Source organism: Streptomonospora nanhaiensis (assembly GCF_013410565.1).
GTDB lineage: Bacteria > Actinomycetota > Actinomycetes > Streptosporangiales > Streptosporangiaceae > Streptomonospora > Streptomonospora nanhaiensis.
Map to the genome: position 1 here is coordinate 4702849 of NZ_JACCFO010000001.1, position 15323 is coordinate 4718171.

A 15323-nucleotide genomic window follows, 5' to 3' on the forward strand; every position below is an offset into this window, starting at 1 on the left:
GAGGGTAGTGATCCGGGCTGCCGCCACGGCACAACAGCATCCGCGACAAAGGAGACGTGCGTGATCGTCAGCGAGTGCCCGTTCTGCGCCATCGCGCGCGGCGACGGGTAGGCCAGCGTCGTCCACGCCGACGACGCGGTCATCGCCTTCATGGCCGCGCGTCCGGCCGTGCCCGGCCACGTACTGGTCGTGCCCCGCGAGCACGTGTCGGGCCTGGAGTTGCTGGACGAGGAGCTGGGCGCCCGGATGTGGGCGGCCGCGCACCGGATCGCCCGCGCGCTGCGGCGCTCGGAGCTGCGCTGCGCGGGTGTGAACCTGTTCCTGGCCGACGGCCGGGCCGCCTCCCAGGAGGTCTTCCACGCGCACCTGCACGTGCTGCCGCGCTTCGCCGACGACGGGTTCCGCGTCGAGGCCCGCTGGGGCGCGCCGGAGCGGGGCGAGCTGGACACCGGCGCCGCCGCCGTCCGCGCCGGGCTGGCCGCCCTGGCCGCCGAGGGCGGCTGACCGCACCCACCCCGCCCCGCCCTCCTCCGGCCGCCCCCGGGCGGCGGCCCGGCCATGGCGGTGTACGGTCAGTTCGTTTAGTATGGACTGAACGAACGGAACGTTGGTGGACATGAGCGGAATGCCCCCCGAAGAAGCCGAACTCGTCAACCGCATCGGCCTGTTCTTCGAGATGGTGGGCGCGCCCCGCACCATGGGCCGGATCTACGGCCGGCTGATGGTGTGCGACCCGCCCGAGCAGTCCCTGACCGAACTCGCCGAGGCGCTGGACATGAGCAAGGCGTCCATCAGCACCGCCGTCCGCCCCATGCAGGAGGGCGGTCTGGTGGAGCGGCTGCCCACGCCGGGCCGCCGCCACCGCTACCGGATCACCCCCGGCGGGTTCACCCAGGTGCTCGGGGGGCAGTTGGCCCGCATGCGCCTGGGCGCCGAGGCGGCCGAGTTCGGCCTGTCGGTCGTCGGCGAGGACCGCCCCGAGCAGCGGGACCGCCTCGCCGACCTGCGGGACTTCTGCGAGTTCTGCGCGACCGTGGTCAACGAGGACTTCATGCGGCGCTGGGACGAGTACCGCGCCCACAGGAGGAGCACACGATGAGCGACCGGATCGGCGCGGACTTCACGGGTGTGGAGTCCACCATGCTCATAACGCTGTACCTGCGCGCGCTGGAGACCCGCTCCGCCCGGCCCGTCCTCAACGACCCCTACGCGGTCGACCTGGTGGAGCGGCTCGACGTCGACTTCGCCCGGCTGCTGCCGCGCGGCGCCTCCGGGAACCGGTACACGGTCGCGGTCCGCGGCCGCCGGCTCGACGACTGGGCCGCCGACTTCCTGCGCCGCCACCCCGACGCCGTCGTGCTGCACCTGGGCTGCGGCCTGGACAGCCGGGCGTTCCGGCTGGGGCCCCCGCCCGGGGCGGCCTGGTACGACGTGGACCTGCCCGACGTGATCGCCCTGCGCCGGCGCCTCTACGACCGGCGGCCCGAGGGCTACACCACCGTCGGCGCCTCGGTGACCGACCCCGACTGGCTCGCGGAGGTCCCCGCGGGCCGGCCGGCCCTGGTGGTCGCCGAAGGGCTGCTGATGTACCTCACCGAGTCCGACATCCGGCGCCTGCTGGACGCGCTCGCCGACCGCTTCCCCTCCGGCGAGCTGCTGTTCGACGGCTTCGCCCCGTGGGTGGTCGGGCTGACCCGGCGGCTGGCGCCCGTGCTCGACCGCCGGGGCCTGCCGCACTACCGCACGGCGACGGCCGACGGGAGCGTCCTGACCCGGTGGAACCCCCGGTTCCGGCGGCTGGCCGCCGACCCCCTGCTCGACGGCCTGGTGCGGGTCTCCGAGCGCGGCCCCCGCACCACCTACCGGCTGCTGAACGCGGTCCCCGGGTTCCGCGGCTTCTACCGGCTCTGCCGGTTCGCGTTCTAGCGCCGCCCCGCGCCTACGGCGCATCGACCGCCAGCAGGGCCCGGCCGCCGGCGGGCCCGCCGGCGGCCGGGGCCGCGCCCACGGCGATCCCCGCCATCACGGCCAGGCACGCGCCGCCCGGCCGGTAGTAGTCGGTGTGCCCGGTGGCGTCCCCGGCCGGGAACGTCCGCGCGCCGAAGCGCGGGGACATCGGGTCGCCGCCCAGCCCCAGCGGCCCCAGGCGCACGCTGGGCACGAACCGGATCCAGTCGCCCTCGGCGCGCGTGGCCCACACCCGCGCGCTCATCTGACCCGCGTGCGCCACCCCCATCCCCGGGCTGGCCAGCGCCACCACGTCGTCGGCCACCCCGGGCTCGCGCGCGGCCAGGCCGCACACGGCCGTGCCGTAGCTGTGGCAGACCAGGGTGGTGTGCCGGTCGCGGGGCAGCACCTCGCGGGCGAAGCGCGCCAGCTCCCGCGCGCCGTGGCGGGCGGCGGCGATCCCGGCCAGGTCGATCCCGACCTCCTGCGGCGGCAGGTAGCCCAGCCACACCACGACGGCGACGCGGCCGTGCGGCGCGCGCTCGCGCATCTCGGCGTAGAGGGCCCGCCCGTTCGCCAGCGGAACGGTGCCGGGGCGCCGCGCGGTGCCCGCGCCGTTGTGGGCGCCGCGGAAGTTCTCCGCGTTCTGCCCCGATCCGGGCACGACCACCGCGATGTGGTCGGCCCGGCGCAGGTCGCCGACCACCTCGACCACCCGCCCCGAGCCCGCCGGGTCGTGGGCGAGCACGCCGCCGGCGGGCGCGTCCCGGTAGCCTAGCGGCGCGGGCCGCGCGCGGTCGGCGGCCCCGGCCGCGCCGCCGCAGCAGGCCAGGACCGCGGCGGCCAGCAGCGCGCCGAGCAGCGCCCGGGAGATACGTCGTGCCATGGGTCACGACGCTAGGAATCCGGCCCCCGAGAGCGCGTCACCTTCCAGGGCGAATCAGGGGATAGCCCTTCGGGGGGAGGGCGAAGCGGGGAGGGGGCCGCCCGGTGCGCGCCGGTGCGCCGGACCGGGGCTCCGCCGGGTCCGCCGCGCCGGTCTACACCAGGCCGTTCTCGTAGGCGAACACGACCGCCTGCGTGCGGTCGCGCAGCTCCAGCTTGGCCAGGATCCGGCCCACGTGGGTCTTCACCGTCTGCTCGGCCAGGAACAGCTCGGCCGCGATCTCGGCGTTGGACAGCCCGCGCGCCATCTGCCGCAGCACGTCGGCCTCGCGCGGGGTGAGCCCGTCGAGGGCCTCGGGGCGGGCGCGGACGCGGTCGCGGCGGCGCCGGGCGATGTCGGCGATGAGCCGGCGGGTCACCGAGGGGGCGAGGAGGGCGTCGCCCTCGGCCACCACGCGCACGGCGGCGCGCAGGTCGGCCACGGGGGCGTCCTTGAGCAGGAACCCGCTGGCCCCGGCGCCCAGCGCCTCGTACACGTACTCGTCGAGGTCGAAGGTGGTGAGCACGAGCACGCGCGGACCGCCCTCGCCCGCGCCGTCGACGATGCGGCGGGTGGCGGCCAGGCCGTCCATGACGGGCATGCGGACGTCCATCACGACCACGTCGGGCGCGTGCCGGCGGGCCAGGTCCACCGCCTCGGCGCCGTCGGCGGCCTGCGCCACCACCTCGATGTCGTCGGCGGCGTCGAGCAGGGTGGCGATCCCGTCGCGCACCATGGCCTGGTCGTCGGCGACAATCACGGTGATGGGCACGGGCCACAGACTAGTCCGGCGGCGCCGCCGGCGGCAGTTCGGCGACGACCTCGAACCCGCCCTCGGCGGTGGGCCCGGCCCGCAGCCTGCCCCCGAGCATGGCCACCCGCTCGCGCATGCCCACCAGGCCGTGCCCGCCGGAGTCCACCGCGCCCCGGCCGCCGCCCGCCGCGGCCGGGTCGGGGGGCCCGTTGACCACGCGCACGGTGACCTGCGACGGCGTCCGCCGCAGCGCGACCGAGACGGCCGCTCCGGGCGCGTGCCGGCCCGCGTTGCTGATGGACTCCTGCACGATCCGGTAGGCCGACAGGTCGACCGCGTCGGGCAGGCCCGGGGCCCCGGTCCCGCCCGGCGGCGCCTCCTCCGGCGGGGGCGCGTCCAGGGCGATGTCCATGCCGGCCTGGCGCGCCTGGGCCACCAGTTCGGGCACCAGCGCCAGCCCCGGCTGCGGCGCGCGCTCGGGGCCGCCCTCGTCCTCCTCGCGCAGCAGCCCCACCACCCGGCGCATCTCGGCCAGCGCGTCGCGCGCGGCGTCGCGGATGGCGTGGAAGGTCTCGGTGGGGCCCGGCTCCAGCCCGGCGAACTTGTAGGGTGCGGCGTCGGCCTGGATGGCGATCATCGACATGTGGTGCGACACCACGTCGTGCAGTTCGCGCGCGATGCGGGAGCGCTCCTCCAGGACCGCCTGGCGGGCGCGGTCGCGGCGGCGCAGCCGGCTCTCCTCGGCCAGGCGCCGCTGGGCGGTGCGCCGGCCGCGCACGTTGTAGCCCAGCAGCAGCACCGCCGCCGCGACGGCCGCGATCCAGCCGGTCTGGGCGGGATGGGTGCCGGTGAGGGGATAGGCGGCGAGCACGTCGAAGGCGACCGTCAAAATCCCCACCCCCGCCGAGATCCAGCCCGGGTAGGACACCGCCACCGCGTAGAGCACGACGGGCAGGGCCAGCAGCGCGGCCACCGGCCAGGGCCACAGGTTCTGCGGCGGCGCGCCCACCGTGCCGACCGCGCCCACCGCCAGCAGGGTCGCGAAGAGGCCCGCCGCCATGACGCGCCAGGTCAGCAGCGGCGCGGTGGGCAGCAGCGCGAACGGCAGGCCCAGGGCGAACCCCAGCACGACGGCCGCGAGCGCGGGCACCTGGTGGAACTGCGTGAGCTGCACGGCGGTCAGCGAGGCCAGGCCGGCGCTCACTCCCAGCAGCAGCGCCCACGCCGTCAGCTCGCGGGGCAGCGGGAGCGGCGCGGCGGGCGGCGCTTCGGAGTCGGCGTCCTCCGGCTCGGCCGGGGGGTCGTCCTCGGCGGGCAGCACCAGCCACAGCAGCAGGTAGGCGACCAGCCCGAGCGGCAGGCCGACCAGCGGGAACACCACCCGCAGGGTGAGGGTGACCGGCTGGGAGCCGCGCGCCAGGGCCCCGCACACGCCCGCGACCACCCGGCCCCGCGCCGGCCGGCGCGGGCCGCCCAGCAGCCGCAGCGGGCCGCCGGGCCGCCGGGCGGGCCACCGCCACAGCGCGTCCAGCACCGCCTCCAGCAGCGGCACGCCGCCGCGCCGCGCCCCCGCGCCGCCGGGCAAGGCGCCCTTCCGCGCGCCGGGCGCTTGATCCGCTCCGGCGGGCACCGAGGCCCGCGTCCCGCCCAGCCCTCCGCCGGTGCCGCCCGCGCGGCGCAGCCGCCCGCCGTGCGCGCGGCGCAGCCGGACGTTGTCGCCCAGCACCAGCGCGCCCAGCACCAGCAGCGCCGACCAGGCCACGGCCGCCGGCGGTGAGGAGGCGGCGGCCGTGGCCGCGACCGCCATCACCGAGGAGCACGCACCGGCCGCCGCCACCACCGCGCGGTCGTACTGGGTGGCCAGCAGGTAGCAGACCAGCAGGTACAGCAGCGCGGGCGCGACGGGGAACGGGACGTCGGGCACCCCCGGGCCGGGCGGGGCGGGTCCGGCGGCGACCGCCGCCAGGAGCGGGGCGGCGGGCAGCGCCGCCGTCAGCCACCGCCACGCCACCAGCACCGAGCGGCCCAGGGCCAGAACGGGCAGGCCCAGCGCGGCGCCCAGCAGGAGCGGAACGGGCGCCGGCACGCCGAACGCCACCAGCTGCAGGGCGCTGAAGACGCTCACGGCCAGCGCCGTCGCCGTCAGCAGCAGCGCGCCGTTGGCCTGCTCGCGCCCGCGGGCCCCCGGGCGCCCCGCCAGCCGCGCCAGCCACGGCAGCGGATAGGCCAGCACGGGTAGTACGAGCAGCGCGGACCGGCGGCGCAGCGACCGGGCGTCGCGCCCGCGCCGGGCCGCCCACGCGGCGTGCACCCCGCCGACCACGGCCGGACCGGTGCCCGGGGGGTCCGCCGGGAGCCACCGGGGGACCGCGCCGGGCCGCCGCCACAGCGCGTCGCCCAGGGCGCGCGCGGCGCCGCCGGGCCCCGCGCCGCCCTCGGGCGGACGCGGCTCCGGCCGGCCGCGCCCCCGCGGATCCTCGGTGGTCATCTCGCCCTCGCCGCCCCCGCCGTCGTCCCCGCCGCGCGCGCCCCGCGCGGCCGCGGCGCGTGCGCGCGCCACGGGATCACCCTAGGCCGCAGTCCCCTCGGCGGGGCATACCCCCGCAGGGCCACACGCGCCTCCCCCGCAGGTAGGGGGTGGACGGCGCACGGCGCGCCGGGTCATAGGCTCGATGACCGGACGGCCCGTGGTGGCGCCGAGGACGACGAGCCGAAGGGAAGCGGTCGATGGACGTGCGGGAGTTCGTGGAGGGGCACCGGAACGACTTCGTCGCCGCCCTGAAGGAGTGGGTCGCCATCCCCTCGGTGTCGGCCGACCCCACCCGCCACGGCGACGTCCGCCGCTCCGCCGAGTGGCTGCGCGACCACCTGCGGGCGGCCGGGTTCCCCACGGCCGAGGTGTGGGAGACCGGCGGCCTGCCCGCCGTCTTCGCCGAGTGGCCCGCCGCGGACCCCGCCGCGCCCACCGTGCTCGTCTACGGCCACCACGACGTCCAGCCCGCCCGCGTGGCCGACGGCTGGGACACCGACCCCTTCGTGGCCGAGGAGCGCGGCGACCGGCTCGTGGGGCGCGGCACCTCCGACGACAAGGGCCAGGTGCTGTTCCACACCCTCGGCGTCAAGGCCGCCATCGCGGCCTCGGGCGGCTCCGCGCCGCCGGTGACCGTGCGGCTGCTGGTGGAGGGCGAGGAGGAGTCGGGCTCGCCGCACTTCGCCGAGCTGCTGCGCGCCAACCGCGACCGGCTGGCCTGCGACGTCGTCGTCATCTCCGACACCACCATGTGGGGCGCCGACACCCCCTCGATGTGCGTGGGCATGCGCGGCCTGACCGACTGCGAGATCTCCCTCACCGGCCCGCGCGCCGACGTGCACAGCGGCTCCTTCGGCGGCGCGGTCCCCAACCCCGCCCGCGCGCTGGCCGCGCTCCTGGCCGACCTGCACGACGCCGACGGCCGGGTCGCCGTGCCCGGGTTCTACGACGACGTCGTGGAGATCAGCGACACCGAGCGCGCCCTGATCGCCCGGCTGCCCTTCGACGAGGCCGAGTGGCTGCGCACCGCCGGCGCCGGCGCGGCGGCCGGCGAGGCCGGCTACAGCACGCTGGAGCGCGTGTGGGTGCGGCCCACCGCCGAGGTCAACGGCCTGTGGGGCGGCCACACCGGCGCCGGCACCAAGACCATCGTGCCGCGCTCGGCCCACGCCAAGGTCAGCTTCCGGCTGGTCCCCGACCAGGAGCCCGCCCGTGTGCAGGAGGCGGTGCGCGCGTTCGTGGCCGAGCGGGTGCCGGCCGGGCTGCGCGCCGAGGTCGTCTTCAACGGCCCGGGCGTGCGTCCCTGCGCCTCCGACCTGGACTCCGCGGCGCTGCGCGCGGCGCGTTCCGCCATGGAGCGGGCGTTCGGCACCGAGGTGCTGTTCACCCGCGAGGGCGGCAGCGGCCCCGAGGCCGACATCGCCGATATCCTCCGGGCGCCGCTGGTGTTCGTGGCCGTGGGCCTCAACGACGATCGCATCCACGCGCCCAACGAGAAGGTCGAGATCCCGCTCCTGCTGAAAGGCGCTGAGAGCGCCGCCTATCTGTGGGAGCATCTGGCCGTCGGGGCGCCCCACGCCGGCTGAGTCACGCCGCCCGCGCCGGCCCTCCCGCCGCGGCGCGCCGCCCCGCACACCGCCGCGCCGCGCACCGACCCGCCTCCAACGCCGAGAAGGACCCATGCTGCCACCAGAAGAGATCCCCGCCCTCTCCCGCGGCGCGGTCGACCTCGCCGGGCACCGCCGCACCGACGACGCCTGGCTGGACAAGTCCTGGGCCGACCCCGGCACCCGGGTGCTGGTCCTGGAGGGCGGCGACCCCGCCTCCTACGGCTGGCAGGCGCTGCTGGCGCGCCAGTCCCGCGCCCTGGTGGCCGACGGCGCCGAGGGCGGGCCCCGCCTGGTGTTCGTCTCGCCCGCCGAGGCCCCCGAGGGCGAGCGGTTCCTGCTGGGCGCGGACGAGCGCGACGGCACGGCCTACTTCGCGGTGGTCTCCGCGGCCGAGGACCCCTTCCCGCGCGTGCCCGGCGCGCGTCCGGTGTCGCTGCGCGAGGTCGGCGCGCTGCTGGACGACCGCGACGCCGGACTGTTCACCCACGCCGTCGCCGTGGCCAACTGGAACGCCACCCACCGCTTCTGCCCCGCCTGCGGCGGCCCCACCGAGCCCTCGGCGGCCGGGCACGTGCGCGTGTGCGTCCGGGAGGGGCGCGAGAACTTCCCCCGCACGGACCCCGCGGTGATCATGCTGGTGCACCGCGAGGCCGACGGGGTCGAGGAGTGCCTGCTGGGCCACAACCCGCGCTGGCCCGAGCACCGCTACTCCGTGCTGGCGGGGTTCGTGGAGCCGGGGGAGTCGCTGGAGCAGGCCGTGGTGCGGGAGGTCGCCGAGGAGGTCGGGATCGCCGTGGCCGAGCCGCGCTACCTGACGTCGCAGCCCTGGCCGTTCCCGCGCAGCCTGATGCTGGGGTTCTTCGCGCGCGCCACGGGCCCGGCGCGGCGCACCGACGCCGAGGAGATCTCCGAGGTGCGCTGGCTGAGCCGCCCGGCGCTGCGCGCGGCGGCGGAGTCGGGCGAGGTGCTGCTGCCGGGGCCGGTGTCGATCGCGCGCCGGCTGATCGAGCACTGGTACGGCGGCCCGCTGCCCGGCGGGTTCTAGCGCCCGCCCGGGAGGCGCCGCCGACGCGCACACGCGGCGGCCGGGCGCCGACCGCCGCGGCCGGGCACGGGGCTCCGGGTCCGGCCGCGGCCTCAGCGGCGCCGGGGCGGTGCGGCCTGCGCCACCGCGCCGTCGCCGGCGAGTTCGCCGGGCAGGACGGTCAGCGGGTTGGTGCAGCTCGCCACGACCTCGCGCGCCATGTCGGCGACCTTGCGCCCGCGCGAGCGCGAGGCCGACCGCAGCAGCTCGAACGCCTTGCGCGGGGTGAGCCGGCGGCGCTCGGCCAGCACGCCGATGGCCTGCTCGACCACCACGCGGGTGTGCAGCGCGTGCTGGAGCTGGGCCACGGTCAGGCGCAGCCGCTCCTCCTCGGAGGAGTCGGCCTCGGCGCGCGGGGGAGCGGGCGGGGTGGACGCGCGCGGCCGCTCCTCGGCGGCCAGCAGGTCGGCCAGCACCATGGCGTTGAGCAGGTCCGGAAGCTCCTCGCCGCTGCGCACGCGCCAGCCTGTGGAGGTGCGCTCGATAACGCCGAACGCGGTCTCGGTGTCGTTCGCCGTGCTCTTCGACGTCACGTCATTCCCCACTTCCATACTCCCCCGCTCAGGGCGCCGCGCCGCCCGGCGGGCGGCGGCGGTGTCACTCGGTGTGACTCTGGGTGGCGCCGTGCCACCCGGTCACGAGGACGACGCCACCAACTTCTCCTTGACCTGAGCCAGCGACGGGTTGGTCATGGCCGTACCGTCGGCGAACAGGACGGTCGGTACGGTCTGGTTGCCGCCGTTCACCCGCATGACGTAGTCGGCCGCAGCGGGGTCCTGTTCGATGTCGACCTCGTTGACGGCGATGCCCTCACGCGCGAGCTGACTCTTCAACCGCTTGCAGAAGCCGCACCAGGGAGTGGTGTACATGGTGATCTGCCCGTTGGCCTGGGTGGTCATGGCAGCTCTCTCCTTCGACCGCAGGGGGACCGGGTGCCGGGCACCCCGCATCCTCGACGTGGGAACTGACAACACTGCCCTAGTCCAACACGGCCAAGGGGAGGGTGCTTCCCCTGGTACCGCTTCATGTCAGCCTGTGGGACGTGCCGAACGCAATCCCGGTTCCGGGAAAAAACCGGACGAGCACGGCGGGTGTGCCGGAATTTACCCGGAAAGGCCCAGTTTAGGCCGGTCGGAACCTCCGAGACACGTTGTCCACAGTCGGCCCTGTCCACTTCGGTCCGGCACGGCCGCCGCCCGATACTTGAGAGACTTGAGCGGTCGGCTGAGATCGGCGCAGCCTGACGATACCGGCGAGCCCGGTGGTGCACGGAGCCGGCAGGACACCCACGAACACCCAGCCGCCCCCGCGCGCGGGGCCCACGGCGGAAGGGAGCGACCAGCATGGACCCGGACCGCATCCTCGACGGGCTCGACCCCGAGCAGTTGGAGGCCGCCCGCGCCCTGCGCGGCCCCGTGTGCATCCTGGCCGGCGCCGGCACCGGCAAGACCCGCGCCATCACCCACCGCATCGCCCACGCCGTGCACAGCGGCGTCGTCGCCGAGCAGCAGGTGCTGGCCGTCACCTTCACCGTCCGCGCCGCCGGCGAGATGCGCGGCCGCCTGCGCGCGCTGGGCGCCCCCCGGGTCCAGGCCCGCACCTTCCACTCCGCCGCCGTGCGCCAGCTCTCCTACTTCTGGCCCCAGGCCATCGGCGGGCCCATGCCCACCCTCATCGAGAGCAAGATCCAGGAGGTCGCCCGCGCCGCGCACTCCTGCGGCCTGCAGCTCGACCGCGCCGGCCTGCGCGACCTCGCCGGCGAGATCGAGTGGTCCAAGGCCACCCAGGTCCGCCCCGCCGACTACGAGGCCGCCATCGGCAAGGCCGGCCGCACCGCGCCCATGCCCGCGCACGACGTCGCGCGCGTCTACGAGGCCTACGAGGAGCAGTGCCGCGACCGCAACCTGCTCGACTTCGAGTCCCTGCTCGAACTCACCGCCGGCATCATCATCGAGCACCCCCAGATCGCCGACCGCGTCCGCGACCAGTACCGCTACTTCGTCGTCGACGAGTTCCAGGACGTCAACCCGCTGCAGAAGCTGCTGCTCGACGCCTGGCTGGGCGACCGCGACGACCTCTGCGTCGTCGGCGACCCCAACCAGACCATCTACTCCTTCGCCGGCGCCACCCCCAGCTACCTCACCGGGTTCTCCGCCGCCTACCCCCACGCCACCGTGGTGCGCCTGGTCCGCGACTACCGGTCCACCCCCCAGGTCGTGCGCGTGGCCAACGGCGCGCTCCGGCACGTTCGCGGCCCCGCGGCCGAGCACCGCCTCGAACTCGTCGCCCAGCGCCCCGACGGCCCCGACCCCGTCTACACCGAGTACGACGACGAACCCGCCGAGGCCACCTCGGTCGCGCGCCGGATCGCCGCCCTCATCGACTCCGGCGTGCCCGCCCGCGAGGTCGCCGTGCTGTTCCGCACCAACGCCCAGTCCGCCGCCTACGAGCAGGCGCTGTCCGACGCCGGCGTGGCCTACACCGTGCGCGGCGCCACCCGGTTCTTCGAGCGCCAGGAGATCAAGCAGGCCGTGCACACCCTGCGCGGCGCCCGCCAGGGCTCCGACGACGAACCCCTGGCCCGCACGGTCCACCACATCCTCGGCCCCCTCGGCCTCACCCCCCAGCCGCCCGAGGGCCGCCAGGCGCGCGAGCGCTGGGAGTCCCTGGCCGCGCTCGCCCAGCTGGCCGAGGACGTCGCCGCCGCCCGCCCCGGCGCCACCATGGCCGACTTCGTCGACGAACTCGACGCCCGGGTCGCCACCGAGCACGCCCCCGAGTACGAGGGCGTCACCCTGGCCTCGCTGCACTCGGCCAAGGGCCTGGAATGGGACGCCGTCTTCCTCGTCGGCCTCACCGAGGGCCTGATGCCGATCGTCTTCGCCGAGACCCCCGAGCAGATCGAGGAGGAGCGGCGGCTGTTCTACGTCGGCGTCACCCGCGCCCGCGAGCACCTGTCGCTGTCGTGGGCGCTGGCCCGCTCGCCCGGGGGCCGCAGGTCCCGCAAGCCCTCCCGCTTCCTCGACGGCCTGCGCCCGGCCTCGCCCTCGCTGGCGTCCTCCCGGCGCGACTCCCGCCGGCAGGCCAAGGTCGTGCGCTGCCGCATCTGCGGCACCACCCTGACCGACGCCGCCGAACGCAAGCTCGCCCGCTGCGGGGACTGCCCCGCCGACTACGACGAAGCCCTGCTGGAGCGGCTCAAGACCTGGCGGCGCGCCTCCGCCGAGAAGCAGAAGGTCCCCGCCTACGTGATCTTCACCGACTCCACGCTGCAGGCCATCGCCGAACACGTGCCCGACGACCTCGCGCAACTCTCCCGCATATCCGGGGTCGGGGCCGTCAAGCTCGAACGCTACGGTGAGGCGGTGCTGGCCCTGTGCGCGGGCAGGGAGCCGGCCGACGACGGAGAGGAAGACCCCGATGGGCGAGCAGCACAGCGGCAGACCGACTGACCCGGCCGCGGGCGCCGGCACCGCGCCCGCCGGCGCCGACCAGCCCGTGCGGGCCCAGACCGTCGAGGGCCTGCTGGGCATCCTCGACCTCGAACGCATCGAGGACAACATCTTCCGCGGGCGCAGCCCCGACGGCGGCCCTCAGCGGGTCTTCGGCGGGCAGGTCGCCGGCCAGGCACTGGTCGCGGCCGGGCGCACCGTGCCCGAGGACCGCTCCGTGCACTCCCTGCACGCCTACTTCATCCGGCCCGGCGACCCCGCCGTGCCGATCGTCTACGACGTCGACCGCGTGCGCGACGGCCGCTCGTTCACCACCCGCCGGGTCACCGCCATCCAGCACGGCAAGGCGATCTTCACCCTGTCGGCGTCCTTCCACAAGAGCGAGCCCGGCCTCGAACACCAGGTCGCCATGCCCGAGGCCCCCGCGCCCGACGACCTCCCCTCCATGCGCGACCGCCTCTACACCGCCTTCGGCAGGGTCCCGCGCTTCGCCAGCTGGCACCCCATCGAGCTGCGGCCGGTGGGGCCGCTGTCCTTCGAGGCCGAACGCGACCCCAGCCTGCGCACCACGCGCAACCTGGTGTGGCTCAAGGTCAAGGGCACCCTGCCCGACGACCCCATGCTGCACGTGTGCCTGATGACCTACGCCTCGGACATGACCCTGCTCGACACCGTGCTGCTGCGCCACGGCCGCTCCTTCGCGGGGCTGTCCATGGCCAGCCTCGACCACGCCATGTGGTTCCACCGGCCCTTCCGCGCCGACGAGTGGCTGCTCTACGCCCAGGAGACCCCCAGCGCCGGCGGCGCCCGGGGGCTCGCGCGCGGACTGGTGTTCACCCGCCAGGGCGAACTCGTGTGCTCGGTCGTGCAGGAGGGCCTGCTGCGGGTCGTCGAGGACCGCCCGGCCGGCTCCTGACCCCGGCCGCCCGACGGCCCGCGCACCGCCCGGGTTCCGGCCGGATCCGGCCGCCCGACGCCGTAATCGCAGGTCAAAAATAAGTTGCCCGTTCTTCGGAAGCCCCTCTACTCTTGACCCATCAGCGCCCGCGCCGGTCTCGGACGAGAGTTCGGGACCCGATTGTGAAGGAGGTGTCTCATCAAATGATCGTTAACTCCAAGCTCGGTTTGATCGCCGTGTCCGGCGAGTTCTCTGGCATGCGCTGGGGCACCGCCATGCGCACGGGCGCCATGTGCGGTGAGTCGCGGCAGGTCGGCGTGCTGGGAGGTGCTCTGCGGAGCCTCATCCAGACCCAGGCAGGCGGCGGACAAGGGGTGGAGTACGCCCACTTCGCCCGCACGGCGGATCACAGCCGACTGGAATCCCAGTTCGCAGCAGCAGGAACCCCGCGCCCCAAGGGCGTCGTGGGGGAGTGTCCACGGGGCATTCCGGCTTAACGAAACGGCCGGGTGTCTTCCCGTGGCCGCGGACCCCACATCGGGGCCGCGGCCATTTTGATCTCACCGGAGAACCCCCTCCAGGGGCGGTGCTCTTGGGATCGCTTCGCAGGTCTTGGCCCCACCGCCGGATCGAAAGGTCCGGCAGATGTAGTCGCCAACCGCGTTCGAGACCATCTTTGATCAGGGAGGACACCGATGCTTGCGTCGGTCCTGGAGACTTCGACCTTCGGGGACGTCGAGATCCTGTGCCGTTCCGAGCCCGACCTCTTCTTCGCCGAGGCCCCGGCGGACGTCGAGGCCGCCAAGGCCATCTGCCAGGACTGCCCGGTCCGCGAGCAGTGCCTGGCCGAGGCGCTGGAGCGCCGGGAGCCCTGGGGCGTCTGGGGCGGCCAGCTGCTCGTCGCCGGCAAGATCGTGCCCCGCAAGCGGCCCCGCGGCCGGCCGCGCAAGGACGCCGAGCCCGTCGCGGCCTGACCTCGGGCCACGCCTCGCCCCCACCGCCGGAACCCACTCACCGCACGATTCGAAAAGGACACCGCCAACCATGCTGCTCTACGAACTCGTCCGTTTGCAGCGGACCGTCGACCACGACCGCGACCGCCAGCGCCACCGCCTCACCGCGCGGCAGATCCGCGCCGAGCGCCGCGAGCGCGAGCGCGCCGAACGCGCCCTCATGGAACTCGCGCGGTCACGCCTGTGTTGACTGCCTCAGCTGACCCACCTGGTGCGCGGGGGCCGCTTCTGCGCGGCACCCCCGCCCGGGTGGCGCGCGGGCTCTTCGGAGGCGGCCCCGCCGCCGTTTCGGCATGGCCGGATCCGGCCATGCGGTTTGGCTGAAGCGCGCCCCAGGTCAATGCGGATTGCGCTAAACGGCCGGGTCTTCCGGTGGCCGCGGAATGGCGGAAAACCGTGCGTTCGCATTAAAAAGCGGCGCCGCCGCCCTGTGACGGTTGTCAACCTTGGGCTAACGTGAATTCGTGCCTCCGAACACCAAGGTCGAGGTACGCCGAAGCTCCCGCCGCAGGCGGACCGTGTCCGCCTACCGCGACGGCGACAAAACGGTGGTCCTCGTTCCCGCGACGTTCTCCCGCGCTGAGGAGCAGCGCTGGGTGGACCGCATGCTGGAGCGGCTGGAGGCACGCGAGGAGCGCCGCCGCCCCGACGACGACGCCCTGCACGCCCGCGCCCGCGACCTCGCCGACCGCTACCTCGACGGCCGCGCCCGCCCCGACAGCGTGCGCTGGGTCGACAACCAGCGGGCCCGATGGGGCTCCTGCACCCCCGAGAACCGGTCCATCCGGCTGTCCAAGCGCCTGGCCGGCATGCCCGCGTGGGTGGTCGACTACGTCCTCGTGCACGAACTCGTGCACCTGCTCATCCCGCACCACGGCGCGGAGTTCTGGGAACTCGTGCACCGCTACCCCAAGGCCGAGCGCGCCCGGGGCTACCTCGAAGGTGTGAGCGCCGCCGCGCGCACCGAGGCCGGCGGCGCCGAGGGCGGCGAGATGGACGACGACGTCGAGGACCTGCACCCCGACGACAGCGCCGACCTCGGCCCCGGCGGCGCCGACGCCCGCCCGGTCGACGGGGTCGGCATGGGCGGCACCTGAGCCGACCCCAGGT

General features: G+C 75.5%; 15 protein-coding genes and 1 pseudogene. 11 read left to right on the forward strand and 5 right to left on the reverse strand.

Annotated elements, in window-relative coordinates; all coding sequences use genetic code 11:
* Positions 1-126 precede the first annotated feature (126 nt).
* From HNR12_RS20835 to HNR12_RS20845, 3 genes and pseudogenes are all read left to right on the forward strand, one after another.
* A pseudogene (locus HNR12_RS20835) lies at positions 127-504 on the forward strand (HIT family protein); the annotation flags it as partial.
* 112 nt (positions 505-616) lie between these two features.
* Positions 617-1099, forward strand: coding sequence for a GbsR/MarR family transcriptional regulator (locus HNR12_RS20840; RefSeq protein ID WP_217781435.1), 483 nt, complete (start codon positions 617-619; stop codon positions 1097-1099).
* The gene (locus HNR12_RS20845; protein WP_179769167.1) at positions 1096-1926 is read left to right on the forward strand and encodes a class I SAM-dependent methyltransferase; all 831 of its coding nucleotides are present in this window, start codon (positions 1096-1098) and stop codon (positions 1924-1926) included. The genes HNR12_RS20840 and HNR12_RS20845 overlap by 4 nt, the downstream gene beginning before the upstream one ends.
* 13 nt (positions 1927-1939) lie before the next feature.
* Here the strand turns inward: HNR12_RS20845 and HNR12_RS20850 are convergent, their stop codons facing one another.
* The 3 genes from HNR12_RS20850 to HNR12_RS20860 all read right to left on the reverse strand — a co-directional run bounded on the left by HNR12_RS20850 (position 1940) and on the right by HNR12_RS20860 (position 6186).
* The gene (locus tag HNR12_RS20850) at positions 1940-2833 is read right to left on the reverse strand and encodes an alpha/beta hydrolase (protein ID WP_179769168.1); all 894 of its coding nucleotides are present in this window, start codon (positions 2831-2833) and stop codon (positions 1940-1942) included.
* A 154-nt stretch (positions 2834-2987) separates the two neighbouring features.
* On the reverse strand, positions 2988-3644 hold the full coding sequence (locus HNR12_RS20855; protein ID WP_179769169.1) for a response regulator: 657 nt from the start codon (positions 3642-3644) through the stop codon (positions 2988-2990).
* A gap of 10 nt (positions 3645-3654) precedes the next feature.
* Positions 3655-6186, reverse strand: coding sequence for a sensor histidine kinase (locus HNR12_RS20860; protein WP_308251222.1), 2532 nt, complete (start codon positions 6184-6186; stop codon positions 3655-3657).
* 167 nt (positions 6187-6353) lie between these two features.
* On the opposite strand from HNR12_RS20860, the gene HNR12_RS20865 reads away from it, so the two are divergent.
* Both HNR12_RS20865 and nudC read left to right on the forward strand, forming a co-directional pair.
* On the forward strand, positions 6354-7742 hold the full coding sequence (locus HNR12_RS20865) for a dipeptidase (protein ID WP_179769170.1): 1389 nt from the start codon (positions 6354-6356) through the stop codon (positions 7740-7742).
* 97 nt (positions 7743-7839) lie between these two features.
* The gene (nudC, locus tag HNR12_RS20870; protein ID WP_372451066.1) at positions 7840-8811 is read left to right on the forward strand and encodes an NAD(+) diphosphatase; all 972 of its coding nucleotides are present in this window, start codon (positions 7840-7842) and stop codon (positions 8809-8811) included.
* 92 nt (positions 8812-8903) lie between these two features.
* On the opposite strand, the gene HNR12_RS20875 is transcribed toward nudC, so the two are convergent.
* Together HNR12_RS20875 and HNR12_RS20880 are read right to left on the reverse strand one after the other, a co-directional pair.
* A complete protein-coding gene (locus tag HNR12_RS20875; protein ID WP_179769172.1) occupies positions 8904-9401 on the reverse strand; it encodes an ANTAR domain-containing protein in 498 nt (165 codons plus the stop codon).
* 84 nt (positions 9402-9485) lie between these two features.
* Entirely contained in the window at positions 9486-9749 is a 264-nt protein-coding gene (locus HNR12_RS20880; protein WP_179769173.1) for a mycoredoxin, read from the reverse strand.
* A 444-nt stretch (positions 9750-10193) separates the two neighbouring features.
* Between HNR12_RS20880 and HNR12_RS20885 the strand changes: the two genes are divergently transcribed.
* The 6 genes from HNR12_RS20885 to HNR12_RS20910 all read left to right on the forward strand — a co-directional run bounded on the left by HNR12_RS20885 (position 10194) and on the right by HNR12_RS20910 (position 15310).
* Positions 10194-12302 carry an ATP-dependent DNA helicase UvrD2 gene (locus HNR12_RS20885; protein WP_179769174.1) on the forward strand — a complete coding sequence of 703 codons (2109 nt, stop codon included), beginning with the start codon at positions 10194-10196 and terminating at the stop codon, positions 12300-12302.
* Positions 12271-13218: an acyl-CoA thioesterase II gene (gene tesB, locus HNR12_RS20890; RefSeq protein ID WP_179769175.1), complete on the forward strand. Its 948-nt coding sequence runs from the start codon at positions 12271-12273 to the stop codon at positions 13216-13218. Before HNR12_RS20885 ends, tesB begins: the two co-directional genes overlap by 32 nt.
* Before the next feature lie 185 nt (positions 13219-13403).
* The gene (locus HNR12_RS20895; RefSeq protein ID WP_179769176.1) at positions 13404-13697 is read left to right on the forward strand and encodes a hypothetical protein; all 294 of its coding nucleotides are present in this window, start codon (positions 13404-13406) and stop codon (positions 13695-13697) included.
* Positions 13698-13895: 198 nt separating this feature from the next.
* Positions 13896-14174, forward strand: coding sequence for a WhiB family transcriptional regulator (locus HNR12_RS20900; RefSeq protein ID WP_179769177.1), 279 nt, complete (start codon positions 13896-13898; stop codon positions 14172-14174).
* 70 nt (positions 14175-14244) lie between these two features.
* Positions 14245-14403: a hypothetical protein gene (locus HNR12_RS20905; protein WP_179769178.1), complete on the forward strand. Its 159-nt coding sequence runs from the start codon at positions 14245-14247 to the stop codon at positions 14401-14403.
* A 274-nt stretch (positions 14404-14677) separates the two neighbouring features.
* Entirely contained in the window at positions 14678-15310 is a 633-nt protein-coding gene (locus HNR12_RS20910; protein WP_179769179.1) for a M48 metallopeptidase family protein, read from the forward strand.
* Positions 15311-15323: the final 13 nt, after the last annotated feature.